This is a genomic window from Microcoleus sp. T3_A4, from assembly GCF_036700465.1.
Lineage (GTDB): Bacteria > Cyanobacteriota > Cyanobacteriia > Cyanobacteriales > Microcoleaceae > Microcoleus.
This window is the reverse complement of the sequence record NZ_JAUBOY010000031.1, coordinates 68,991-90,078: the sequence shown is the minus strand read 5'-3', so window position 1 is coordinate 90,078 and position 21,088 is coordinate 68,991. Positions and strand designations below refer to the sequence as shown.

Here is a 21,088-nt window from a genome sequence, read left to right as displayed (position 1 = left end):
AGACGAAGCATCTAGGACTGGCGCAGCAGCGAAGCGTCCAAAATCAGCACGGCGAAATAAAAATATGTTTTTTGACAATTGGTTGGAAATAATTCGGATTTTGACGCTCGGCATTTCCGCTTACGCCGCGCTGATTTTTTTGCTGCTGGCCTCCGGCAAGCGAACTCTGTCGAAGTGGAATGCCTTCGATTTCATCGTTACCATCGCGCTCGGTTCCACGCTGGCGACTGTCATCATGTCAAAAGACGTTTCGTTGGTCGAGGGCGTTTTCGCCCTCGGCTTACTCATCGGGCTGCAATTCATCGTCACCTGGCTTGCCGTGCGGGTAAAGTGGGTAAAAAATCTCATCAAAGCCGAACCTACTATGCTGCTCAACCAAGGCCAATTTCTGCCTGTGGCGATGCGGCAGCAGCGCGTGAGTGAAGAGGAAATTCGGGCGGCGATTCGGGGGACGGGCAGCGCGTCGATCGAAGAAATCGAAGCAGTCGTGCTAGAAACCGACGGCAGCATGAGCGTTGTCAAAAAATCTCCAAACAATTCGCGCTCGGCTCTCAAAGATGTAACTTAGTCGATCTCTGAAATACCCAAACTAAACGGAGTACCGTGATAATTCGGGCTTCGTGTCTCGTTTGCCGTCGCTCTATTGGGGATATTCATTGCTGAATATTCGTCATCAAAGACGATCGGAGTCTTACACAGCATAAGAAAGGCTTTTACGCCCTTTATCCCTCGTAGGGAACCCACGCAGAAGTCCTATTTCCTAAGACCAAAAACTCTTTTCGTACAACAAACATGGGTTATTTTTTACAGCAGGGCATACCATACTAACCAGCGGTCTGCCTTTTCCTCCTTTCTCTCGCAGTTTCCCGGTAAGCATATTACTGCTACTATGACCGTTTTGTTATTACAGCCGAGTAAGTGGGTCGCAACCATCTATATATTAACTCAAATCAACTCTATATGCCCACTCTTTCTATATTTTTGTTTGGCTTATATCCCAACACCGAACCGGGTACAGTTACGGTGTGGGACTTACGCCAATTGAGTTAAATCGAAACTATCTCGTCACACAAACTCCGCCCACCACTACCCGACATTGATCTCGGCCCGCATCGAATCTACTATCATTCCGCCGCGCCGAGTCTAAATTTCTAGTCCGCGAATTGTAGTAATAATCTCCCGCCGGAAACCTTCTATTCGGGACAGCGCAGTAAGTTGAATCTTGATTACCCTCGTCAAACCTTACTCTCACCATAGAACGTCTCTCGCGACAATCAACAGGCCGCAAGTCAAAATCATCTTGCAGAAGCTGTGCTCTGTCATATTGACCGTCATATCGATCGCTATCTCGCCTCGTGTACCAATCGTCCCGCGAATTGCGAGATCGTCTGTCGCCCCCATCAATTCCCGAAACTTCCAGCGTGTAGCTACCGCCTCTGGCTGCATCTTTTGCTAACACTAACAGTTTATAATCGCCAGTGCGGGGAATTTGATAATTAAAAGAACGGTCTTGCGTAAAAGCGACTTGTTTGTTGTTCCCGTAAAACAGCACCATGACGGGAGTAAAACCGCGACTTCTATCTGTATCTAAAAACACTTCAATGTTGTCGCCTTCCCTCGCGCTAAAGGTGTATTCTTGACCACGCAATTCTTCCGTCGGAGATCCCGGAACCCACATATTTCGGAAACGGTAAATCGGGGAAGTGCGGCGAATTACTCCGTCAATGCGATCGTTATTCCCTATCTGTTCGCCAACAGCACTTGAGGAAATCCCCGTAAGTGCCAATCCCGTAACTAGGACTGCGGCAGCAATACTGTTTAACAACTTGTGTGTTCTCATATCAACCTCTTTGCGAAAGTTTTAAAATCTTTTTGCTGTGTTGGCAGCGACATTTGCACATATAATCCATTTTAAATGTAATTTTGGCTATCTAGTGTTAGCCTCACCCGACTGGACTATTTTGTTGCTGTAAACTATTATCGGGCAGGAGTTACGCCACCCCTCTACATATAGCGTGACCGTACGGGCAAACCTCCCGCGATTTGCGATCGCACAATGTCGATCGCCCAAAACCTCCGTAGATTTACTTATAGTCGTTGAAGCTTGAAAACTTTGATAGAATGAAACATCGCTGCTTAGAATTAGGTAGTGGCAATTGATGCAATTCACGCTCGTGTTTTTTGCTATGCCATTAAATTTAAATCCGTTCTTCAAACTATTATACTCGCTCTTGCCCTACCGGGAAGCAACCCTTCATATACCATTTTCCAAAAAAATAGTCCGCCAACGGCTTGCTGCCAAAGTTCGTACAGGTTTAATCGTTCGCAAAGCTATAATAGGGGGGAGCCGAATTCTTTACTGCTACCAAATCGAGCTTGATGGTGATTTCCTCCGCGCGACAATAACTGGCGGAGATTGGAGAGGGCTTTTGGTGGCGACAGGACAAATTCAAGACATTGAAGGCGGTTCGGTGTTGCCATTGAAGATGACTATTCCCACTTTATCTATTGTCTTTTTACTGTTTTTGGGATTGGGTTGGCTTGTATTTTTCTTTGTCACCGAAAAACCACCCTTAGAAATCCTCCCATTTTTCCTGATAGTTTTACTCTCATCCTATGCTTTATTTCTGTTTCTTTTTCGCTACCATGCAGAACGCACCTTAAATATTCTGAAATCGACAATTATTTTACAGAACTTTGATGAATGATTTTCAGGCTATCTAAAAAGTAGTTTTTACCCGCAACTGAGCAATCCCGAATCAGCATCAAGACTCGCCATAATTCCCATAGGTAAAGCAGCGTTAACCCCCTCGTGCCCGAAGGGCAAATCCGAGACAATCGGAATATTCAAATCCCCCAGCCGATCGCGCAAAACCTCTTCAATGCTAAAACTGGGAATACTCGGCTCAATCTCGCAGCGACTGAAGCGCCCCAAAGCAATGCCCCGCACGCCTGCGAAAGCCCCCGCCATCCGCCACAAAGTCAGCATTCGATCGACCCTGTAAGGAGCCTCGGAAACATCCTCAAATGCGAGAATAACCCCCGTCAAATCCGGTTGATACGGGGTTCCGAGCAAGTGAGAAGCCACCGTCAGATTCGCCGGAAACAGCCGCCCGGTGGCTTTTCCGCTGCCCCATCCTTTACCTTGCAAAGATTGTAAGGGACGACCTTCGATGCAGTCAAAAAGTCGATCGACAGACCAATCCGGTTCATCCGCCAAAGTTGTCAGCATCGGCCCGTGAACACCCCAAATCCCCAATTTGTCGTGATTCCACAGCAAAGCAGTAATGTCGGAAAAGCCGATTAACCATTTCGGCGAATGGGAATCGGGAGTTGGAAATTGGGAATTTTCCGCCTTTCCCACATTTCCTTTTTCCAAAAGTCGAGTGCTGCCGAAACCGCCTCGAACACAGAGAATACCGCGACAATCCGGGTCATTGAGGGCATCTGCTAGCTGTCGGACGCGGTTTTCGTCGGAACCGGCTAAATAGCCCCAGCGATCGTCAAAACCCGGTGTTAATTCAAGTCGATAGCCGCGAGATTTCCAAATTTCTACACCCTTTTCAAAGTTGGTTGATTCTCGCAAAGTGCCACTAGGGGCAATTACTTTGAGCAAATCTCCTGGTTGCAGAAATTTTATGTTAGTCATTAGTAGGTTGATTGTTGACTGTTGACTGTTGACTGTTTGCGGTTGATTGTTAACCTTTGGCTTTTTGTTTTAGTGAGTTAAGATAGGCATTAAGTGTTGGTGAAAGTTCATTTAATAAAGGATGCACTCGATCGATTTGTTCTTGAGTCAAAAGATTGCGAGCGATAGTTGATGGCAAACCATTGACTGTCAACCGTCAACAGTCAACCGTCAACAATTAAGGTAAAGTCAGAATTTCCACCCCAGAATCAGTCACAGCCAGAGTGTGCTCAAATTGAGCCGAAAGCTTTCCATCCTTGGTGATAGAAGTCCAACCATCGGCGAGAATTTCCACTTCCCAAGTACCCTCATTAATCATCGGCTCGATCGTAAAAACCATGCCTTGTCTGAGCTTCTTTCCTGTGCCCCGCTTGCCGTAATGCAAAATTTCCGGTTCAGTGTGAAAGACTCGGTGAATCCCGTGCCCCGCAAAATTTCGCACTACCGAAAAACCCTGTGCTTCAGCATATTCTTGAATTGCTGCACCGATGTCGCCGGTACGGGCACCCGGTTTGACTTCCGCAATTCCTCTTCTTAAACATTCCTCGGTTACTTCAACTAACTTTTTCGCTACAGGTGAAGGTTGGCCCACAAAAAAAGTTTTGGAAGTATCGCCATGATAACCATCAACTAAAGGTGTTACATCAATATTAATAATGTCACCTTCTTTAAGAATTTGTTTAGCATTAGGGATGCCGTGACAGACTACTTCATTGACGCTAGCACACAGAGATTTAGGAAATCCTTTATAGCCTAGCGGAGCGCTTTTTGCTCCGTGTGCCAAAGTCCAGCGTTCGGCTTCATCGTTAATTTCTAGAGTGCTTACTCCCGGTTTAACCATCGGTTCGAGATGTAGCAGAAGTTCGGCCGCTAAACGGCCTGCTTGGCGCATTTTTTCGATTTCTCTACTGGATAAAAGCACTAAACGTTCGGTTGCCATAGTTTTTTCTGTTTTCTTTTTTGGGCAGTCAATTAAGAGTTTATTTAACTCACTTTGAGAATAGATTTGAATTGCTGTTCCATAAACTTGTAAGGTGCGTCAGTCAGCGAATCTTTCTAAAAATTGGCCAGTATTATTACTGACGCACCCTACTAGCAGTGATAGATTTGAACCAGTGTTCACAACGATCGCCCAAAGCTTCCAAAGAGTATTCTACCTCTACTTGTCGCCGGCAAGCGCTGCGGTCAATTTGGTCTAAGCGGGCGATCGCACCTACCAAGCCATTTACACTGTCAGGAGCCACTAAAAAGCCCGTCAGCCCGTCTCGAACAATTTCCGCCGGCCCCCCGCGCTTGTAAGCAATCACAGGTACACCGCACGCTAAAGCCTCGATCGCGACATTTCCAAAAGCTTCCACCCAGCGCGGTGTCATCAACAATGCTCGGCACTGACGGACTTGCTCTTGCATTTGAGTTGTTGTCAGAAACCCTAAATATTCTACCGGAGCATCCGGGTAATCTGCACAAATTTTTTGCCAATAATCCTCATCTTGCATTTTGCCCATAATTTTCAGGGGAATACCTGTAATTTTCGCTGCTGCTACTGCATCTTCTAAGCCTTTTTCCGGGGCGATGCGGCCTAGCCAAGCTAATTTAGACTGCGGTTTGTCGCAAAATTTGTACAGGGATAAATCTATGCCATTTCCCAACAACTGACATTCATCGGCAAAGGCGAATGTGTTGGCTTGAGAAGCGGTGTGAACTCCGATCGTACCAGGAAACTGGAGGGCGGTTTGTCCGGCTATGCGATCGAGGGCGGCGGAAAGGGAGCCCATGCTGATCAAATGTGCGATCGGAGTCCTAAAAAATGGTGTCAAATAAAACGGTAGCCAATCGTAGGCAAAATTAACAATGACATCCCATTCATCCTGAACTTGGCGAGCATATTCCCACATATTCGCCAGCACAGAATCGGCGGGCATCACAATAGGATCATTGTAATCTTGTGTTTGGGCGGTTACTTGCAAATCACCCGTTATTTCGATTACTGGAATTGATTCTAAAATTGAACCTATCGGTGCTACAACTGCTATTTTATGACCGCGCGTCTGTAATTCTTTAGCGATGTTAAGGACTGTAAGTTCGACTCCGCCACCCAACCCCGAACCGAGTTTACCGACCGAAGTTGACAGGAACAATAGTTTTAAAGTGTCATTAGTCATTAGTCATTAGTCATTAATCAGCATTCACTAATTTTAACATAATCTAAATTATCAATTTCCCATTTCAAATCTTAAGTTCAAATTATTTGAAAATTGCTACGTTTATTAATCCATCCCAGAACGCGGACGGATGCGATTCAACTGATTGATTGCCCAGCGAGCAGTTTCCTGAACTTCTGGATCTGGATCGTCCGTCGCACGGTGCAACAAGTAACTGATTTGATTCACCAATTCGTAAATCCGCGTCAAGTCGCGAATTGCATTTTTACGCACTTCGGGATTTTCATTTTGCAGCGAAATTGACCACGCATTATTCATGGGTTTGAGGGTGCGAATGCCAATTTCCGAGAGACTTGCCAAAATTAAACTGTACTGCTTGGAGTCGGAATTTGCTAGCAAATCGAGCAACGGCTCAACTGCTCTGGAATCTCCCCGCTGACCTAGTTCCCAAATTGCTTTGCCTCTCTTTGCCGGATTTAGCTGCTGCAAATCTTCAATCAGTGCTTCAATAATATCAACTTTAGGTCTACCATCCGTTTCGGGAAGGGCAATACCTTTCTTCTTAGCTAGGGAATCGGTTTGATTAGTTGTTTCGGGAATGTTGAAACCTGTGTTACTGTATCCGTTGCTGTGAGTTTCCAAGGGCGAGGTGTCGGAATTAATTCGATCGCCCTCGACTGCTGCATCCTGGGATTCAGGTTCCCCGGATTCCATATTTAACGGAAAAGGTCGATCGCTGTTCTCGATACTGTTGTCTTTTGGCAAATCCAAAGGGTAGGGCAAGGCTGACAGCGGTTTTGATAGCCCAAAAGAAGCTTTGTGCTGTGTAATTGCGTGCGAGTTTGTAGGAAAATCGGGATTATTAGTAAATTGAGAGTTTCTTGGGTTGTGGCGCTCAAATCTTCCCCGTCTTCGCTTAGAATAATTTGACTCGTCACCGCTAACTAATTTGAGCATGATAAATACTGCCGCTGCCGTGACGACAACTGCTGCCAAACCCAACATTAAGAACCCCCGCTGACGAGACAAAATGACGATTAAATTGGATACCGATTTCGGGATCTTAGAATTAGATTTGGACGTTTTGGAAGGCTGAGATTTGTTTTTATCGGGCGCTGGAGACGGTTTTGGAGGCTTGGAATCCTGGCGATCGTCCGGGGGAGAGTTCGCCTGAGCAATTTCTTGGGAAACAGCACGCGCAGAGGCATTGAGTACCTGTTGCCCTCCGTCGGCACTTGGACTGAACGCAGCGCCCAGACAGGCAATGCAGGTGAACAAACATACAGAGGAGCGGTAATGCGCCATAAGACTCAATCCGGGTTTTGAGAGGCAACGCCGCATGACGAGCTTTAGTTTAACCTTGAGTTAGCTCGATCCTAGCTGCTATGGGCTTAACTAACTCACAAATACCACCAGACTAGCGAAAAACCCTGGTTTGAGAGGGCACCGAGCCAGATATTATAAGCACAATTGTGTCATTGACGTGCCACTCCTTTAAATAATTAGTTTAATTAGTTTAAAACGAACAACTACATTGGCGGCCGCGACTTTAGCAGCGGCATCCCGAAAGTTGATTGCAGCTAATCTCACCTACGTGCAGTGTGCAATGCAGGCCCCGCAGCCCAGCACTGCGGGGGCGTTAGCAGACGATTGTGGCTAGCCGTCGATTTCTCACCAATAGCGTGACATGACCAAGAGTTTAACAAGCTTCCGAGCCTGCGGGTCGATCGTTTTTGTGTGAATTTGGGCTCAAGTGGGACAGGGGGATTGGCACTGGTAACGAGAAAGCCAGTTTTTTCGTTAATTCTTCGCTGCTAAACTGCATATTTTCCGTACATTCCAGGACACACTCTCGACGCTCACAAACCAGTTTTATTTACCAAAAATGCTGTAAGAAAGAGAGCGCTGATTTGACCGATGTTAATTTGCAGGGGGCAATTATCCCGGATAGAAGTGTTTGGGCGATCGACTAAGATAACCGTTAGGAAATATTGTATTCAGCTAGCAAGCGCCAAAAATCCTACTATCTGGTAAAAGTAGGGTCGGATTTAGTTAGGAGCTATATAGCAATCCTCGCATCATTTGTGAATTTCTTACTCCCTCCCCTTGATAAGGGGAGGGTTGGGGTAGGGTAAAAAGTTTACGACTCCTGCAAGGATTGCTATAGTGAGAGCGAGTATACCCTTTCACGCACGCGCCCTGTCCCCACGTTCTGTTTATTTGTACCCACTTAGTTAAGTTAAATCAATCGGTATTTAATGCTGTGCCGCCAAATTTGATATAAGATCGAGCTAAATTTTTAGTGTGAGAGTAGAGGCGTTTGTGAGCCAACAAGATATTTTAAATTTAGCAAAAGAAGGCGATGCCAGGGCGATCGCATTTCTGATCAGCCAAGCACTCCAAAGCTTCGGCGTCACGGCTAAAGCCAGCCGGGAAAATGACACCCTGCACCTGCTGCTGGAAGCAGAACATTTACCCGCAGAAGAAGCCTGTCTCCGAGTCGCAGTCAAAGGGTTGCAGCGGCTGCAACCAAATAACCTTTACTCAGTGACAGTTTACGGGCGGCGCGACGGCGAGCAATTGCCCGCTTGGACTCAGACAGTAGAATTAAAAAAACGCTTGACTTCCGTACCCGTGAGTCCATTAGTTGCCGTGAATGCAGCAGTAGCTGCGAGTGCAGCAGTAGCTGCTAGTGTAGCCGCTTCTCCCATTCCTGTGACTTTGCCCAAGCTAGAAAAAACTCAAAATGTCACAACGGCGCCCCCTCAAACACCAGAAAAATCTCCGCCCCAACCCCCTCAAATCCCAACTCCAAAACCCCCAAACCAAAGGCAGCAAAAGCCATCGCCGCAGCCAGCATTAGCAGGCACTAAAACTAAAAAATCAGGGCTGTCAGTCGGTGCTCTGAGTCTAATTCTCGTACCCATATCCGGCCTTGTACTGGCTTCTCAACTTTACAAATCCTCACCCCCCGCTACTAATAACCCTCCCACGTCAAAGCCTGCGGTACAAGAAGTGAGCTCGACACCCGCAGCCAAACCCCTTCCCGCTCCAAAATCGCCCTCCCCGGCTGCCAAAAAACCTGCCATTTTGCCCGCAACTGTCAGTATCAAAGCAGTTGGCGACATGATCCCCGGCACAAATTATCCCTACAACAAACTGCCGGCAAAAAAAGAGATGTTATTAGAGTCGGTAAAACCGTACCTCAAAGGAGCTGATATTCTGTTTGGCAATTTTGAAAGCACGATGACCGATTATCCTTACAGTTCCAAAGCAGGCGGCGGACGAATGCTGTTTGCCTTTCGGACGCCTCCGAGTTATGCGAAAATTTTCAAAGATGTTGGTTTTGATATTTTGAGTATTGCCAACAATCACTCTTACGATTTTAACGAGCAGGGATTTAAGGACACGATTAAAAACATCGACAGCAATGGCATGAAGGCTGTCGGTAAAAGAGATCAAATTGTTTATCAAAATGTCAAGGGTGTGAATTTTGCATTTATCGGTTTCAGCAACTACGGCGACGTTCACAATTCTTTGCTGGAACTGAAAGCGGGAGCCGAAGTTGTCAAAAAAGCTAAGGAAAACGCTGATATTGTAGTGATATCAGTTCATGCTGGAGCTGAAGGAACGGGAGCTATCAATGTGAGAAATAAAACTGAGTTCTTTTACGGAGAAAACCGGGGAAATATGGTTTTGTTTTCGCGGACGATGATTGATGCGGGAGCTGATTTGATTTTGGGACATGGCCCGCACGTTCCGCGAGCAATGGAACTTTATAAAGGTAAATTGATTGCTTACTCTCTGGGAAATTTTTTGGGTTATCGCACTTTGTCTACAGCAGGAGCACTCGGTCAATCTCTAATTTTGGATGTGAAAATGACTCCGCAAGGGGATTTTGTTTCTGGTAAGATTATCCCCGTCCAACTTGACGGGCGAGGTGTTCCGGCTGTTGATAACAAATTTAGAAGTGTGGGGTTGATTAACCGTTTGACCAAGAGCGATTTTCCCAATAGCGGTTTGACAATTGATGACAAGGGGCAAATTTTGAAAAAAAGTAAGTAGTTATTGGCAATTGGGCATGGGGCATGGGGCATGGGGCATGGGGCATGGGGCATGGGGCATGGGGCATGGGTAACGAGTAACTAATAATCAATAACCCATAACCAATAACTAATCACAAATAACCAATAACTAATAACCAATTCCCCATTCCCCATTCCCAATTCCCGATTCCCCATTACCAATAATTAGTCATCAATCATTGCTTTCAAAGCTTCTTTCATCTCCTCTACAGTCGTCGTTGCCGTACCGAACTGACGCACGACAATACTAGCCGCTAAATTGCCCAAAACTGCCGCTTCCCAACCCGATGCACCGACGCACAAAGCTAAAGTCATTGCTGCTACAACTGTATCTCCAGCACCGGTTACGTCGAATACATCAGTCTTGTTAAAAGGGGGAATGTCCCAACTTTGAATGGCAAATTCCCCCTTTTCACAAATGGATGTTGGAGGGGGTGAATTTTTGATTTCTTCGCCGTTGGCTCTTTCAAACAAAGTCATCCCTTCTTCGCCGCGAGTAATCAGGATTTTTTGAGCTTGAGTTAAGTTCAATAAATCGCGTCCTGCTTGCATTAAAGTTTGAGGGTTTTTGATAGCATATCCGACGGCTTGCTCGGCTTCGGGCAAGTTCGGAGTAAATAACATTGCTCCAGAATATCGCTGCAAATTGGTTTGAGCGTCTACAATTGTTTTGCCGGGAACCACTGCCGATGCGATCGCCAAATTCGTCAAAACTCCGTCGCCGTAGTCGGAACAAACCACGGCATCTATTGTCGGTATTTGCTGCCGGATGTAGTCTGCCAGTTGCAACTGCAAATCTAAATCCGGCAACTCGTCCGATTTGCGATCGACTCGAACAATTTGCTGAGTCACCGACTGCCGCGCGTGCCCGGAAATTCGAGTTTTGGTGACAGTTGGACGCTGCGAATCGATTAAAATCCCACCCGTATCAATTCCCGCCGCCTCAAAAATACCGCACAAAGCCTTTCCCTGGTCGTCTTTTCCCACCAAACCAGCAACTTTTACTTTGCCTCCCAGTTTGGCTAAATTATAGACAGCATTTGCGCCACCTCCGGGTACTTGCTGAGTATTTTCGTAGCGCAAAATCAACACAGGTGCTTCGCGGGAAATTCGCTCTACTTGTCCGGTAAGAAACTCGTCCAAGGTCAAATCTCCGATCGCTAATACCTGCGCTTGATCGAAGCAGTCTAATCTTTTCAATAATTGCTCTGTTGAGGCACGCAGTTGAGGCAAAAAATCGGAATAGTCGTTAGTCATTAACCAAAAAAATGAGACTGAGGAGTTGATAATTGAGTGTGGAACGAGCGGGAATTAAAAATCCTAATATTAATTAATAATTAATTTCCTCCCTTGTTTTATTTTTAACTTTTAATTGATTTTCTCACTGGGATTTTGATAAACCAGTTGCAGGCTATTGGCGATCGCACTCGCTCAAACAATTTGGCAAAAAAATGCGGATAAAATCGCAGCCTTTGAGACTCAACTGAAAGTTTCACGGTGTGGAAGTTTCCTTCTACATAAGTGCCTTCAAAAAACAGCAGAATTATTTCAATTTCTGCTTGATAATCGTAATCACCTGAGTCATTTGTTTTTTGAGTGCATCAATTTCCGCTTGCATTTTCGCCATTTTCGCAGTCATCGCCTGAATTTCGGCGGCGCCCGCTCCAGAGCTGGGTGCAGCGGCGGCTGCTGGGGCTTCCGGCACTGGTTTCTTTTTGGCCAGTACCATCGCCGATTTGATCGCCTCGGTTAGCTGCTTTTTCTCAAACGGTTTGGCGATGAATGCAAAAAAATGCTTCTCAAAGGGTTTCGGAATTTTTTCCATCACCTCTTCTTCGCGGCCCGACATGATCACCAAAGGTATCTTAGAAAGCTCAGGATGGGCTTGCACTTTTTGATACACTTCCCAACCGCTGACTTTGGGCAGTAGGAAATCTAACATAATTAGATTTGGCCGGGCTTGACGGATCAGTTTGAGTCCCTCTTCGCCGTCTTTTGCTTCTAGAATTTCAAAGTTACCCTGAGGCAACATCTCTCGGACTCGGAGGCGGATGACTTTACTGTCATCGATTACCAAGATTTTTTGACCAGCCACGACTGACTCCTTCAGTAATGAATGAGTGATGATTTGCAACCTTCAGTATATCCCTAACAGAATTCTACCCATAATTCTGGGCGAGTTTAGTTTTGTTGCACGTCGGCGCGATTCTGATTTCGGGTGATAGTTCTACAAGTTCAGGGGCTTTGATTTCGGATACGATCGAAGGAATTAACTCAATCGCCACTTAATTTTATGTCGCCCCAAACTCCTAAAACTCCTACTGTCAAAGCAGTTGCCGCCCAAATGCGGGGTGAAATCGAGGCGATGCCCGAATGGTTGCGTAGGCCCGTTGGCAAAGCTAGCGAACTTTCCCAAGTGCAAAAAATTATCAAACAGCGGCAAATTCACACGATTTGTGAGGAGGGGAGATGCCCCAACCGGGGCGAGTGCTACGCGCAAAAAACGGCGACTTTTTTGTTGATGGGGCAGACTTGCACCCGCGCTTGTGCTTTTTGTCAAGTAGATAAAGGTCATTCTCCGATGCCCCTCGACCCGGAGGAACCGCAAAAGGTGGCGGAGGCTGTGCAGTTGTTGGGTTTGCGCTATGCGGTGCTGACTTCGGTGGCGAGGGATGATTTGCCGGATGGGGGTGCGGGTTGGTTTGCGAGGACGATCGCCCAAATCCGCCTTTTGAACCCGCATACTGAAGTTGAGGTACTGACGCCGGATTTTTGGGGGGGAATGGGGAGGAGTTCAGAGGGGGAGAATTCCGGCCTCGATGAGTTACAGCGACAGCGGATTCGCACGGTGGTGGAGGCTAAACCCGCTTGTTACAACCACAATATTGAGACGGTGCGTCGGTTGCAAGGGCCGGTGCGGAGGGGGGCCAAGTACGATCGCTCGATCGACGTTCTGCGTATTGTTAAGCAATATGACCCAACTATTCCCACCAAATCCGGCTTGATGTTGGGGCACGGGGAAACTGAAGCCGAGATAGTCGAAGCGATGATTGATTTGCGGGACGCCAAGTGCGATCGGCTCACTCTCGGTCAATACATGAGACCATCTCTAGAGCACCTCCCAGTGCGTAAATACTGGACGCCAGCCGAATTTGACCGTTTTGGGTCGATCGCGCGGGAGATGGGGTTTGAGCGCGTGCGATCGGGGCCTCTCGTCCGCAGTTCCTACCACGCCGGAGAGAGCGATTGAAACTAATTTGAATTCCACTCGGTATAAACTCCTTGTTACAAAAAATAACTCTAGAGGATTGTGCATAAGTGCGACGCTCTCTGCTATTTGTAAATAGAGTGACATTATGAATTAGGAGCTTTACCTATGGCAGAGATAGCGAAGAACCAATTAAAATCCGACTCCGTGATGAAAACGGGCAAATTCCCTTACACCTTTCGCGCAGGCTGGTTTCTGTTGTTGTTAGCCATCAATTTTGTGGTTGCAGCCTTTTATTTCCATATCATTGAATAGTTCTGCAAGTTAATTTTTAGCAGACCCTGCTGTTCTCGACCTCAACGTCAGAGAATGGGAGAGAGGGAGAGGAGGAGAGTTTTGAGTTTTGAGTTGGCGAGAATATGACTTCATCCTTCTAACTAATGACTACTGAATTCTTCCTTCTTCCCTCTTACTTCTGACTTCTAACTCCTGACTCCTGACTCCTGACTCCCTACTTTTGCTCAATAATTAATCCGTGTATCCGTGTCGCCCCTTCCTTCCTTCATCCTTCATCCTTCATCCTTCTCTAGCGATTTCTCGACGCTTCTAGCTTTGACAACCGCTCTTGAATTTTAATAACATCTTGCTTAGTTTCAATTGCCAAAGTGGCTAAATTATCAAACATCGGGTCTCCCGACAGCGTTCCAGGATTTGTGCGACCCGAACCGGAAGGGGAAGGAGACTGAGGCCGGTTAACTCTAGAACCTTGGTTCTGCAAGCTGTAGATTTGTCCCCTGAGTTCAGAAATTTGCCTTTCTAATTGAGTAATGCGAAACTCTAATTGACTTGTGGATTGAGCGGGCGTGACAATTGGCGCAACAGCAATTGCTAAGGCGCAAGCCAGACCCAAAAGACAAATTTTTATGGCGCGATGGCGAATATTTTTCGGCATAGCTTTAATAATTTAAATTATACCTGTTCTACGATAACAAATCGCCGAGATTTTTTGCCTCTATCAGAAGTAGGTCTTATGACAACTAGGAACGTAGCTATTTTAATGTTCGATGATGTCGAGGTACTGGACTTTGCAGGGCCTTTTGAAGTGTTTTCGGTGACATCAGAATTAAGTAAGGGCGAGCGACCTTTTGCAGTCTCTACCGTAGCCGAAGATCCCGGTGCTGTCAACGCCCGTAATGGTTTGAGCATAAATCCCGACTGCACCATTTCTGATTGTCCGCCACCGGATATTTTAATTGTACCGGGAGGACAAGGTACGAGAAAGTTAATCGATAATTCAGCAGTTATTAATTGGATCAAAGATTGTGCGCGAACAGCAGAATTAGTGCTTTCTGTCTGTACGGGTTCGCTGCTTTTGGCAAAAGCTGGTTTGTTGAAAGGTTTGGAAGCAACTACCCACCATCAGGCATTAGGTTTATTGAAAAAATTAGCGCCCAACACAACTATTATCGAAAATCAGCGATTTGTAGATAACGGCAAAATCATCACTTCTGGGGGAATTGCTGCGGGAATTGATATGTCTTTGCACGTTGTCGGCAAGCTTTTGGGAACAGCACAAGCCGAACAAACAGCAGAGTACATGGAATATAAAATTGGGAATGGGTAATTAGGCATTGGGCATGATGGTTAATTGTATAATTTGTGCGATCGTAGGGGGGGTTTACTAACCATCATGCCTAAAACAAACAATCTCGTAAACGCGCCCCGCCCATACACGAAGGATGCTACCCAATGTGATATCAAGCATCTTCGCCCCAAACTTTTAGTTGTAAATAGACTAATATCAAAGCTATAGCCATCAGGAAAGTTGCCGCAGCGGCTGCATAGCCAAAATCAAATTGCGAAAAAGCTTGCTCGTAAATATAATAAACTAGCAAATTAGTAGAGTTCAAAGGGCCGCCGCCGGTGATGACGTAAACTTGCTCGAAACTCCGCAGAGTAAAAATAGCAGTAGTCACGGTAGCAAATACTAAAGTCGGCCGCAAACCGGGTAAAGTGATGTACAAAAATTGCTGCCAAGCATTAGCTCCATCCAATTCTGCCGCTTCGTAACGATTTACCGGAATTGCTTGCAATCCTGCTAAAAATACTACCATATTAAAGCCTAATTGTTTCCAAACACTGAGCAGAATTATCACAGGCATTGCCCAAACTGTGCTACTCAGCCAAGGAATTGGATTTAAGCCGATCGCATTTAGCGCATTATTCACCGGGCCTTCGGTTTGAAACAACCACCGCCAACCCAAGCCAACTGCAACTAAAGAGGTAATCGAAGGAATAAAATAAGCGGTGCGGAGAGATCCTCGCCAAGCAAACGAGCGATTTAGCAAAACTGCCAAACCCAATGGAATCACTAAACTGGGAATGACTGTTGCAGTAGTAAAATAGAGCGTGTTTTGGAGAATTTGCCAGAAATCCGGGTTTGTGACTAGACGCCAGTAGTTGTTGAAGCCAATCCAACGCACTCCCGACTGGGTAAAGCTGCCGCTGGTAAAGCTGAGGTAAAATAAATAGGCGATCGGCCAAATCAAAAAAGTACCCAAAAACAGCAAAGCTGGGGCCAAGAAAGTCCAAGCTGCGATCGCATCATTATCCAACCAGTTAAAACGCCCAAATTTAATCCGAACCATTGGCTTGTAAATTTTAGCTTTTAGTTTTAAATGGTATCACAATATAGGTCAATGTCAAAATGAATCTTCTCGATATATTAGCTCATTTACCCACTATAGAAACTGAAAGGCTCCTGCTCAGGAAAATTACTTTAAACGATGCTAGCGATATGTTTGAGTATGCTTGCAACCCGGAAGTATCAGAATACACAATGTGGTCAACTCACACATCGATAGAAGATACTAAATACTTTCTAAAATCCATTACTAAAATGTACAAAAGACGAGAGCTGGTAGATTGGGGAATCGTCCACAAAGCCGAGAAAAAATTTATCGGCACTTGCGGATTTGTGGAATGGAGCATGACGCACAGCCGCGCGGAAATTGGCTACGCACTTTCTAGAAGATATTGGGGCGAAGGATACATGAGCGAGGCTGTCAATGCAGTGATTGAATTCGGTTTTCGGGAGATGTTGCTGAATCGAATTGTGGCTCGATGTGAAGTTAACAATATTGCTTCAGCTAGGGTGATGGAAAAAGTGGGGATGCAATTGGAAGGGATATTGCGACAGCAGCTATTTGTAAAAGGCAGATATTGGGATCTAAAACTTTATTCGATTCTCAGGGAAGAGTTTTTTGGTAATATTGTAGAATAGGGTTGAATCAGTAAGTCACATAACCAAATATACTTAGGACTTAGCCAATATCTCCATGTAGAGTGCGACCAAGCACCCTTTACCTCTATAGTAGAATACGAGTGAATAGTTTTTATCTTTATGACAAGCGAATTTCTTGATGGTACCCGCCACGTGATTTATCCGTGGAATCAATCCAAAATCTAAAATCTAAAATCCTCAAGCCCCCGAATTGATGCGTGGGGTCGCCTCCAAAATCTAAAATCTAAAATCTAAAATCGAATGACCGCTAATCCAGTATCTGTTAATTCCAATGCCTGCCTGATTTCTCCTGAGATTGGCAAAAGTTCGTTAGCGAAGCCCTCGAAGAGGATCGCTCCCGCTCACACTCCGTTAAAATTAGGAGTTTTGGCATCAGGAAGCGGCAGCAATTTCGAGGTAATTGCCCAAGCCATCCAAAACCAACAACTCAACGCTCAAATCCCAGTATTAATTTACAACAACCCCGAAGCCAAAGCCGCAGCCAGAGCCGAAAAATACGGCATTCCCGCGATTCTACTCAATCACCGCGACTGCAAAAGCCGCGAAGAATTAGATACAAAAATTGTCAAAACTTTCCAAGATTATGATGTAGAATGGGTCGTGATGGCGGGTTGGATGCGAATTGTTACCAAAGTTTTGTTTGGTGCTTTTCCCGATCGCGTTATTAACATTCACCCCAGCTTACTGCCGAGTTTCCCAGGAATTCGGGCCGTCGAGCAAGCACTAGCTGCCAAGGTTAAAATCACCGGATGTACGGTGCATATCGCCCGTTTAGAAGTAGACAGCGGGCCGATTTTAATGCAGGCTGCGGTGCCGGTATTGCCTGATGATACCGCAGAAACACTGCACGCTCGAATTCAGGTGCAAGAGCACAAGATTATGCTCGGTGCGATCGCACTTATTGCCGAATCTAATCAAAAACATTGTGACTAAAAACCTTGCCAGTGCTGTATCTTCCCCGGAATTGCCTGTCAGCGAATCACCCGAAATAGGCCTGCCGCTGACAGACTCCAATCGCCTGAAATTAATTCTCAAAGAAAGACTCAAAAGGAGCATCGGCCTCAAGGGAGAATTCTATCTGCCTTGCTTGCCATCGATGCTAGACGACTATCTTAAATTACTCTCAGACTTCTTAAACATTCTCGGACAAAATATCGACGCTGCCCAAGCCGAAAACTTGCGAACATTAATCGCCAACGCCTTAGCAGAAGGATTCAAAAATTCCCCCCATGCTAATCTCATAGTCTCATACTTTCCCGCCAATTCCCAAAGCGGTTTAGCTGGCGGCATTACTCTGAATACCAAGATTCAAATCGAATCAATGGCCCAGAAATATCATAGCTGGCCGGATATTCGCCCCGAACCTTTATTCGGCAGCCATCCCGATGCCAAAGTCATCGTCATTGCCGCCGAATTAGGCGAACCGGGAAAAGCACCTATTTTAGATGTTGGTGCGGGCCCAGGGCGCAATAGTTTGCCCTTAGCAAGGTTAGGCCATTCCGTGGATGCGATCGAACTAACACCGATATTTGCCGAGAAGCTATCATCCGCCGCAACCGCCGAAGACTTACCGATAAATGTCACCCAAGGCGACGTTTTAGATCCATTATTGAGGATGAAAACTTATCGGTACAAATTAGCCATTGCTACCGAAGTTCTCTCTCATTTCCGCTACCCCGAACAAATTCGTTTGTTCCTGGGCAAAATGTCCGATGCCGTTTTAAGTGGCGGGTTTATATTATTCAGTGCTTTCTTAGCTGTAGAGGGTTACGAACCCGACGAGATGGCAAAACAAATGTCTGAATTGTGTTGGTCTTATCTGATTACCAGACAAGAATTGCAAGCAGCAATAGAGGGTTTGCCGTTAGAAATTATTTCTGATGAATCTGTGATTGAATACGAACAGAAACATTTGCCTGACTCTGCGTGGCCGCCGACACCTTGGTTTGTCAGTTGGGCTAGCGGGCGCGATTTATTTTCTGTGCAACAAACACCGCCGTTAGAGTTGCGGTGGATACTTGTTAAACGCTTGTAAAGAGTTAGTAGGGTGCGTCACAATGTAGTTGATCCATGATTGATAAAATAACGCGGTCTAACTCACATCTTGCACCATTCTTAAGAACAGGCAAGATGCCTGTTCCACAAAGATGGAGTTTTCTTCTTGTGGGGAGTAGGGGTTGGGCATCCTGCCCGCCCGCAAAAGGCTAATTGAGAATGGTGCAACATCTCAAGCCTAACGCACCCTACGACAATTTTTAGGGGTTAAAAATTCAATTTTCAACCTCGGAAGCCCGCAATTGTCCGCAGGCGGCATCTGCTTCTAAGCCGCGAGAATACCGCACGCTAACTGCAATTTTCTTTTCCTTCAAAGTCGCAACGAAACTGTTAATTCGATTGGGAGTCGGTCGCTTATATTCAGCTTCCTGAATCGGATTGTAAGGAATCAAATTGACGTGACACTGAAAGCCGCGCAACTGACTAGCTAACTCGGATGCGTGTTCTGGTAAGTCATTCACACCTGCTAAAAGTACGTATTCAAAACTTAATCTGCGCCCCGTCGATCGCACATATTCCCGGCATTCTGCGATTAACTCACCCAAAGGATAAGGGCGGGCGCTAGGAATTAACTCTTCCCGCAATCTTTGATTGGAAGCGTGGAGGCTGACGGCGAGGGTAACTTGCAGTTGATGTTCAGCTAGTTGGCTGATGCGATTGCGAATTCCTACTGTGGAAATGGTGATATTTCGCTGTCCAATTCCTACGTCTTGATTCAAACACTTGACAGCAGCTACAACATTATCGAAATTCAGTAGGGGTTCGCCCATTCCCATAAATACGATGTGGCTGACTCGGCGGCCGAAATCTTGCTGTACTGTCAAGACTTGATCGACGATTTCGTTTACTTCTAAATTGCGCTTGAAACCACCTTTTCCGGTAGCGCAAAAGTCGCAGCCCATCGCGCAGCCAACTTGGGCTGAGACGCACACAGTCAGCCGTTTATCGGTGGGAATGCCGACTGTTTCAATGATTTGACCGTCTGCCAATTTTAAGAGATACTTTACCGTGGCGTCTGGTGCGACCGATCGATAGTGAATGGTCGATCGCCCGATCGGGATTTTAGCAACAGTCTCGCGCCACTGTTTCGAGAATACAGAAATATCAGAGATCGATCGCGCACCTTTCTCATAAATCCACTGGTACAACTGCTTTCCCCGATAAGCCGGTTGTCCCTGCTGCTGCACCCACTCCGTTAACTCAGCTAAACTCGCGCCCAGCAAGGGCGGAATTTTACCCGACTCAACAGCCAAAGCAGCAGTCTTGCGAGACTGATTCGCACCCTTGGAATTACCCGAAGAGTACACCTGAGAAACGGAAGTAGGAGACATAGGTCATCAGAAAATTTAAAGCCATCTTCTATATTAAAACTTCTCGACCCAAGTGGCAGTTAATCGTCAAAAAGGAGAAGTCTCGATCCCCCTAAATCCCCCTTAATCAGGCGAACTTTGAGAATAATCCGGTTCCCCCCTTAAAAAAGGGGGTTAGGGGGGCTCTTATTGTGGACTCACAAAGAAAACTCCAGACAGAAATCTGCACAATCAAGAATCCAGTTAATTTTTGGTACAATTCCCCAAATATTGCGTGTAAATGACCACAGCCCCCTAAAATAAACTCTGGAGTTTGTTAAAGGGTATGCAAATTTGACAGCTTTCCATCACAATTAATGCAACTTTTATGGTGCTAAATATTCTTGCGTTGCCCTTAGCGTTTCAATTTACATCGCCGGGCCCAATTATCTTTCAACTTGGCCCCGTAGCCATTCGCTGGTACGGGCTGTTAATAGCTTCTGCCGTCTTGATTGGGGTCAGTCTGTCCCAATACTTGGCCGAAAAGCGCCGCGTCAACCCGGAATTATTGGGTGATTTGGCAATTTGGCTGGTTATCGGTGCTATTCCCTGTGCTCGAATTTATTACGTGGCTTTTGAGTGGCAGCAATACGCCCAGAGGCCTGAAGATATTATTGCAATTTGGAAAGGCGGAATTGCCATTCACGGGGCGATTTTGGGTGGAATGATCGCAGCTTTAATTTTTGCGAAAATCCAGCGAGTTTCTTTTTGGCAATTGGCAGATTTAATCGCACCTTCGGCAATTCTCGGTCAGGCGATCGGACGTTGGGGAAATTTCTTTAACTCGGAAGCTTTTGGCAGTCCTACGGATTTGCCCTGGAAACTTTATATTCCCCCCAGCAGCCGCCCGCCCGCCTACGCTAATTTTGAATACTTCCACCCCACATTTCTCTACGAATCTCTGTGGAATTTGACAGTATTTGGGTTGCTTCTGACTTTGTTTTTCCGAGATTTGCAGGGTAAAATTCGCTTGAAAATTGGTGCTTTATTTTTGGTTTATATCGCAGCTTACAGTTCCGGTCGAGTCTGGATTGAAGGGTTGCGGACTGATAGTTTGATGTTCGGGCCGCTGCGGACGGCACAGATGGTAAGCTTGACTGGGATTGTTTTAGGGTTGGGCGGGTTAGCTTGGCTTTATTTGCTCGATCGACCTTTACCCGATGTTGTCTCCCCCAATAGCGATCGGGGAAAGATCACTCAGAAATCCCCAGAGGATCAATAAAAAACCCCAGAGAGG

Annotated in this window: 22 protein-coding genes; 11 read left to right on the top strand and 11 right to left on the bottom strand. The window is 46.1% G+C overall.

The features are described 5' to 3' along the window. Positions 1 to 64 precede the first annotated feature (64 nt). Positions 65 to 568, top strand: coding sequence for a YetF domain-containing protein (locus tag QUA07_RS18535; protein ID WP_333327694.1), 504 nt, complete (start codon positions 65 to 67; stop codon positions 566 to 568). Here the strand turns inward: QUA07_RS18535 and QUA07_RS18530 are convergent. Together QUA07_RS18530 and QUA07_RS18525 are read right to left on the bottom strand one after the other, a co-directional pair. Continuing rightward, the gene (locus QUA07_RS18530; RefSeq protein WP_333327691.1) at positions 565 to 702 is read right to left on the bottom strand and encodes a hypothetical protein; all 138 of its coding nucleotides are present in this window, start codon (positions 700 to 702) and stop codon (positions 565 to 567) included. The two genes, QUA07_RS18535 and QUA07_RS18530, sit on opposite strands and share 4 nt — an antisense overlap. A 355-nt stretch (positions 703 to 1,057) precedes the next feature. Next, on the bottom strand, positions 1,058 to 1,840 hold the full coding sequence (locus QUA07_RS18525; RefSeq protein WP_333327688.1) for a hypothetical protein: 783 nt from the start codon (positions 1,838 to 1,840) through the stop codon (positions 1,058 to 1,060). Between the two features lie 319 nt (positions 1,841 to 2,159). Here QUA07_RS18525 and QUA07_RS18520 point away from each other — a divergent pair, with 319 nt between their 5' ends. Beyond that, positions 2,160 to 2,708, top strand: coding sequence for a hypothetical protein (locus QUA07_RS18520; protein ID WP_333327684.1), 549 nt, complete (start codon positions 2,160 to 2,162; stop codon positions 2,706 to 2,708). 26 nt (positions 2,709 to 2,734) lie between these two features. Here QUA07_RS18520 and QUA07_RS18515 read toward each other — a convergent pair whose 3' ends face one another. The 4 genes from QUA07_RS18515 to QUA07_RS18500 form a co-directional block, all read right to left on the bottom strand. Then, positions 2,735 to 3,649 carry an LD-carboxypeptidase gene (locus tag QUA07_RS18515; protein WP_333327681.1) on the bottom strand — a complete coding sequence of 305 codons (915 nt, stop codon included), beginning with the start codon at positions 3,647 to 3,649 and terminating at the stop codon, positions 2,735 to 2,737. Between the two features lie 217 nt (positions 3,650 to 3,866). Further along, on the bottom strand, positions 3,867 to 4,628 hold the full coding sequence (map, locus tag QUA07_RS18510; protein WP_006635181.1) for a type I methionyl aminopeptidase: 762 nt from the start codon (positions 4,626 to 4,628) through the stop codon (positions 3,867 to 3,869). A 136-nt stretch (positions 4,629 to 4,764) separates the two neighbouring features. After that, positions 4,765 to 5,850, bottom strand: coding sequence for a glycosyltransferase family 4 protein (locus QUA07_RS18505; RefSeq protein ID WP_333327678.1), 1,086 nt, complete (start codon positions 5,848 to 5,850; stop codon positions 4,765 to 4,767). Between the two features lie 105 nt (positions 5,851 to 5,955). Further along, the gene (locus QUA07_RS18500) at positions 5,956 to 7,155 is read right to left on the bottom strand and encodes a HEAT repeat domain-containing protein (protein WP_333327675.1); all 1,200 of its coding nucleotides are present in this window, start codon (positions 7,153 to 7,155) and stop codon (positions 5,956 to 5,958) included. Positions 7,156 to 7,384: 229 nt separating this feature from the next. Between QUA07_RS18500 and QUA07_RS18495 the strand changes: the two genes are divergently transcribed. Both QUA07_RS18495 and QUA07_RS18490 read left to right on the top strand, forming a co-directional pair. Then, entirely contained in the window at positions 7,385 to 7,510 is a 126-nt protein-coding gene (locus QUA07_RS18495) for a hypothetical protein (protein ID WP_333086272.1), read from the top strand. A 662-nt stretch (positions 7,511 to 8,172) separates the two neighbouring features. Then, entirely contained in the window at positions 8,173 to 9,915 is a 1,743-nt protein-coding gene (locus QUA07_RS18490; RefSeq protein ID WP_333327672.1) for a CapA family protein, read from the top strand. Between the two features lie 185 nt (positions 9,916 to 10,100). On the opposite strand, the gene QUA07_RS18485 is transcribed toward QUA07_RS18490, so the two are convergent. After that, a complete protein-coding gene (locus QUA07_RS18485; protein ID WP_333327670.1) occupies positions 10,101 to 11,192 on the bottom strand; it encodes a PfkB family carbohydrate kinase in 1,092 nt (363 codons plus the stop codon). A 286-nt stretch (positions 11,193 to 11,478) separates the two neighbouring features. After that, positions 11,479 to 12,030 carry a response regulator gene (locus tag QUA07_RS18480; protein ID WP_333084435.1) on the bottom strand — a complete coding sequence of 184 codons (552 nt, stop codon included), beginning with the start codon at positions 12,028 to 12,030 and terminating at the stop codon, positions 11,479 to 11,481. Between the two features lie 198 nt (positions 12,031 to 12,228). Here QUA07_RS18480 and lipA point away from each other — a divergent pair, with 198 nt between their 5' ends. Both lipA and QUA07_RS18470 read left to right on the top strand, forming a co-directional pair. After that, positions 12,229 to 13,185, top strand: coding sequence for a lipoyl synthase (gene lipA / locus QUA07_RS18475; protein ID WP_333327667.1), 957 nt, complete (start codon positions 12,229 to 12,231; stop codon positions 13,183 to 13,185). Positions 13,186 to 13,311: 126 nt separating this feature from the next. Then, positions 13,312 to 13,458: a photosystem I protein PsaX gene (locus QUA07_RS18470; RefSeq protein ID WP_332945736.1), complete on the top strand. Its 147-nt coding sequence runs from the start codon at positions 13,312 to 13,314 to the stop codon at positions 13,456 to 13,458. Between the two features lie 271 nt (positions 13,459 to 13,729). Here QUA07_RS18470 and QUA07_RS18465 read toward each other — a convergent pair whose 3' ends face one another. Then, on the bottom strand, positions 13,730 to 14,095 hold the full coding sequence (locus QUA07_RS18465; RefSeq protein WP_333327661.1) for a hypothetical protein: 366 nt from the start codon (positions 14,093 to 14,095) through the stop codon (positions 13,730 to 13,732). Between the two features lie 78 nt (positions 14,096 to 14,173). Here QUA07_RS18465 and QUA07_RS18460 point away from each other — a divergent pair, with 78 nt between their 5' ends. Then, the gene (locus tag QUA07_RS18460; RefSeq protein ID WP_333327658.1) at positions 14,174 to 14,767 is read left to right on the top strand and encodes a DJ-1/PfpI family protein; all 594 of its coding nucleotides are present in this window, start codon (positions 14,174 to 14,176) and stop codon (positions 14,765 to 14,767) included. A gap of 133 nt (positions 14,768 to 14,900) precedes the next feature. Here the strand turns inward: QUA07_RS18460 and QUA07_RS18455 are convergent, their stop codons facing one another. Next, a complete protein-coding gene (locus tag QUA07_RS18455; RefSeq protein ID WP_333327655.1) occupies positions 14,901 to 15,791 on the bottom strand; it encodes a sugar ABC transporter permease in 891 nt (296 codons plus the stop codon). Between the two features lie 59 nt (positions 15,792 to 15,850). Here QUA07_RS18455 and QUA07_RS18450 point away from each other — a divergent pair, with 59 nt between their 5' ends. From QUA07_RS18450 to QUA07_RS18440, 3 genes are all read left to right on the top strand, one after another. Beyond that, on the top strand, positions 15,851 to 16,426 hold the full coding sequence (locus QUA07_RS18450) for a GNAT family protein (protein WP_333327652.1): 576 nt from the start codon (positions 15,851 to 15,853) through the stop codon (positions 16,424 to 16,426). A gap of 261 nt (positions 16,427 to 16,687) precedes the next feature. Next, the gene (gene purN, locus QUA07_RS18445; protein ID WP_333327649.1) at positions 16,688 to 17,380 is read left to right on the top strand and encodes a phosphoribosylglycinamide formyltransferase; all 693 of its coding nucleotides are present in this window, start codon (positions 16,688 to 16,690) and stop codon (positions 17,378 to 17,380) included. Beyond that, on the top strand, positions 17,373 to 18,482 hold the full coding sequence (locus QUA07_RS18440) for a methyltransferase domain-containing protein (protein WP_333327646.1): 1,110 nt from the start codon (positions 17,373 to 17,375) through the stop codon (positions 18,480 to 18,482). Before purN ends, QUA07_RS18440 begins: the two co-directional genes overlap by 8 nt. Before the next feature lie 235 nt (positions 18,483 to 18,717). On the opposite strand, the gene rlmN is transcribed toward QUA07_RS18440, so the two are convergent. Beyond that, positions 18,718 to 19,833, bottom strand: coding sequence for a 23S rRNA (adenine(2503)-C(2))-methyltransferase RlmN (rlmN, locus tag QUA07_RS18435; protein ID WP_333327644.1), 1,116 nt, complete (start codon positions 19,831 to 19,833; stop codon positions 18,718 to 18,720). A gap of 346 nt (positions 19,834 to 20,179) precedes the next feature. On the opposite strand from rlmN, the gene lgt reads away from it, so the two are divergent. Continuing rightward, positions 20,180 to 21,073, top strand: a complete 894-nt coding sequence (lgt, locus tag QUA07_RS18430) for a prolipoprotein diacylglyceryl transferase (RefSeq protein WP_333084423.1) — start codon at positions 20,180 to 20,182, stop codon at positions 21,071 to 21,073. Positions 21,074 to 21,088 lie beyond the last annotated feature (15 nt).

Excerpts from the sequence above, each read along its gene's own strand:
- QUA07_RS18535 (WP_333327694.1), top strand. The coding sequence starts at position 65 with ATGTTTTTTGACAATTGGTTGGAAATAATTCGGATTTTGACGCTCGGC.
- QUA07_RS18530 (WP_333327691.1), bottom strand. The coding sequence starts at position 702 with ATGCTGTGTAAGACTCCGATCGTCTTTGATGACGAATATTCAGCAATG.
- QUA07_RS18525 (WP_333327688.1), bottom strand. The coding sequence starts at position 1,840 with ATGAGAACACACAAGTTGTTAAACAGTATTGCTGCCGCAGTCCTAGTT.
- QUA07_RS18520 (WP_333327684.1), top strand. The coding sequence starts at position 2,160 with ATGCAATTCACGCTCGTGTTTTTTGCTATGCCATTAAATTTAAATCCG.
- QUA07_RS18515 (WP_333327681.1), bottom strand. The coding sequence starts at position 3,649 with ATGACTAACATAAAATTTCTGCAACCAGGAGATTTGCTCAAAGTAATT.
- map (WP_006635181.1), bottom strand. The coding sequence starts at position 4,628 with ATGGCAACCGAACGTTTAGTGCTTTTATCCAGTAGAGAAATCGAAAAA.
- QUA07_RS18505 (WP_333327678.1), bottom strand. The coding sequence starts at position 5,850 with ATGACTAATGACACTTTAAAACTATTGTTCCTGTCAACTTCGGTCGGT.
- QUA07_RS18500 (WP_333327675.1), bottom strand. The coding sequence starts at position 7,155 with ATGGCGCATTACCGCTCCTCTGTATGTTTGTTCACCTGCATTGCCTGT.
- QUA07_RS18485 (WP_333327670.1), bottom strand. The coding sequence starts at position 11,192 with ATGACTAACGACTATTCCGATTTTTTGCCTCAACTGCGTGCCTCAACA.
- lipA (WP_333327667.1), top strand. The coding sequence starts at position 12,229 with ATGTCGCCCCAAACTCCTAAAACTCCTACTGTCAAAGCAGTTGCCGCC.
- QUA07_RS18470 (WP_332945736.1), top strand. The coding sequence starts at position 13,312 with ATGGCAGAGATAGCGAAGAACCAATTAAAATCCGACTCCGTGATGAAA.
- QUA07_RS18465 (WP_333327661.1), bottom strand. The coding sequence starts at position 14,095 with ATGCCGAAAAATATTCGCCATCGCGCCATAAAAATTTGTCTTTTGGGT.
- QUA07_RS18460 (WP_333327658.1), top strand. The coding sequence starts at position 14,174 with ATGACAACTAGGAACGTAGCTATTTTAATGTTCGATGATGTCGAGGTA.
- QUA07_RS18455 (WP_333327655.1), bottom strand. The coding sequence starts at position 15,791 with ATGGTTCGGATTAAATTTGGGCGTTTTAACTGGTTGGATAATGATGCG.
- QUA07_RS18450 (WP_333327652.1), top strand. The coding sequence starts at position 15,851 with ATGAATCTTCTCGATATATTAGCTCATTTACCCACTATAGAAACTGAA.
- purN (WP_333327649.1), top strand. The coding sequence starts at position 16,688 with ATGACCGCTAATCCAGTATCTGTTAATTCCAATGCCTGCCTGATTTCT.
- rlmN (WP_333327644.1), bottom strand. The coding sequence starts at position 19,833 with ATGTCTCCTACTTCCGTTTCTCAGGTGTACTCTTCGGGTAATTCCAAG.
- lgt (WP_333084423.1), top strand. The coding sequence starts at position 20,180 with ATGGTGCTAAATATTCTTGCGTTGCCCTTAGCGTTTCAATTTACATCG.